Source organism: Streptomyces coryli, assembly GCF_011044975.1.
GTDB classification, from domain to species: domain Bacteria; phylum Actinomycetota; class Actinomycetes; order Streptomycetales; family Streptomycetaceae; genus Streptomyces; species Streptomyces coryli.
Map to the genome: position 1 here is coordinate 1 of NZ_JAAKZV010000518.1, position 1,525 is coordinate 1,525.

A 1,525-nucleotide genomic window follows, 5' to 3' on the forward strand; every position below is an offset into this window, starting at 1 on the left:
GGTGTCTGGGGTGTCTGGGGTGTCAGGGGCTGTCATGGCTGGAGACCGTAAATGCCTTGAACATTCTGTTGATTGCGGTGCTGTTTCGCCCCCGTATCGTCACGTCACGTCATGTCACGTGACGGCGAGGTGGGTGTGGTGGTGGGCGGGGTGGTCGATCTCGTCGAGTACGGCCACGGCGAGGTCCGGGTATGAGATCCGGGCGGTGAGGTCGCCGTGCTTCTGGACGGTGTAGTGGCCGGTGCGGCCGGCGTCGTGGTCGAAGTCGCCTGACGGGCTCAGGTATACCCAGTCGAGGGTGTCGGCCTCGGCCCGTAGCACGTCCAGGCCGGCGGCGTGGGCGAGGCAGAAGGGGCGGAACTCGGCGGGGAAGTCGGGGGAGTCGAGCAGTCTTGTCGTGCTGTCCGGGCCGGGGAGGAGCGTGGCGAGGCCGATCGCGACGAGGCGGTCGACGCCCGCGCGCGGGAGGCCGGTGGCGAGGGCGCGGGACGCGGCCGGGAAGAAGGCGGCCGGGTCGGTGCCCTCCCCGTACACCGCGGCGGCGTTGACGGCCGCGCCGTGTCCGGCGGCGCCGAAGACGATGACGGGGGCGGCTGGGTTGGTGGTGAGGTCGCTCATGCGGGAGAAGGTAAACCGGGCCCTGGTTACCTCCGGGATACCGCTTAGGCTGGCGGCATGACCGTGCAGCCGGTGTCATCGCGTCCGCAGCTCAGTCCCGACATGTTCGACGAGCTGTGCCCTTCCACGCTGCTGCCCTTCCGCTTCGGGGACAAGTGGGCCCCGCTGGTGCTGCGCTGCCTCGAGGACGGCCCGCGCCGCTTCTCCGAGCTGCGGGTGCCGCTGAACCGGGTCACCCCGAAGGTACTGACACAGTCGCTGCGCGGCCTGGAGCGGAGCGGCTTGGTCGCGCGCTCGGAGTACGACGGCGGGACGCGGGTCGAGTACGCGCTGACGCCGCTCGGCCGCAGCATGCTGGAGCCGATGGCGGCGGCGTGCGCCTGGGCGGCCGAGCACTGGGACGAACTGCTGGACGCGCGGGAGGCTTACGACGCCTCCTCCGCGGGGCAGGCGTGAGGTTCAGTCGCCCAGTAGCGCTGTGAGTCGTGCCGCCTGCTGCTTGTAGGAGCCGAGTGGATTGCGGCGGTGTGCGCCCTCGTTGTGGAGCAGGAGATGCAGCCAGATCAGCGCGATCAGGCGGCGGCACTCCAGGAGGCGGGCCGCCTCGGCGGGGGAGAGGTCGAAGTGGGCCAGGAAGTCCCGGTCCACGTCGAAGTCTGTGTCCACCCAGGTGGAGATGTGCTCGGTGATCTCGGCCAGCTCGAAGACGCGGTCGCTGCGGCCGGAGGTCTCGAAGTCGACGAGGCGGACTCGGTGGTCGGCGGTGTCCCAGAGGTAGTTGGAGAGATTGCCGTCGGACATGCCGAAGACGGGGTGGTGGCCGGGGCCGTCGTTGGTGAGGCGGGTTGTGTGCAGCCAGCGGACGCCGGTGGTGTAGGCGGCGGTGGCTTCGGGGGCGGTCCCGGCT

General features: G+C 70.3%; 3 protein-coding genes. 1 reads left to right on the top strand and 2 read right to left on the bottom strand.

Translation table 11 applies throughout. The features are described from left to right. Positions 1 to 114: 114 nt before the first annotated feature. Complete coding sequence (locus G5C51_RS41885; protein WP_165246161.1) at positions 115 to 618, bottom strand: NAD(P)H-binding protein; 504 nt, start codon at positions 616 to 618, stop codon at positions 115 to 117. A gap of 57 nt (positions 619 to 675) precedes the next feature. Here G5C51_RS41885 and G5C51_RS41890 point away from each other — a divergent pair, with 57 nt between their 5' ends. Next, the gene (locus tag G5C51_RS41890; protein WP_165246163.1) at positions 676 to 1,074 is read left to right on the top strand and encodes a winged helix-turn-helix transcriptional regulator; all 399 of its coding nucleotides are present in this window, start codon (positions 676 to 678) and stop codon (positions 1,072 to 1,074) included. A gap of 3 nt (positions 1,075 to 1,077) precedes the next feature. On the opposite strand, the gene G5C51_RS41895 is transcribed toward G5C51_RS41890, so the two are convergent. Continuing rightward, positions 1,078 to 1,525 (bottom strand): phosphotransferase family protein (locus G5C51_RS41895; protein WP_420824919.1); only part of this gene is annotated, 448 nt, incomplete at its 5' end.

Coding starts and splice junctions, on each gene's coding strand:
- G5C51_RS41885 (WP_165246161.1), bottom strand. CDS start 618: ATGAGCGACCTCACCACCAACCCAGCCGCCCCCGTCATCGTCTTCGGC.
- G5C51_RS41890 (WP_165246163.1), top strand. CDS start 676: ATGACCGTGCAGCCGGTGTCATCGCGTCCGCAGCTCAGTCCCGACATG.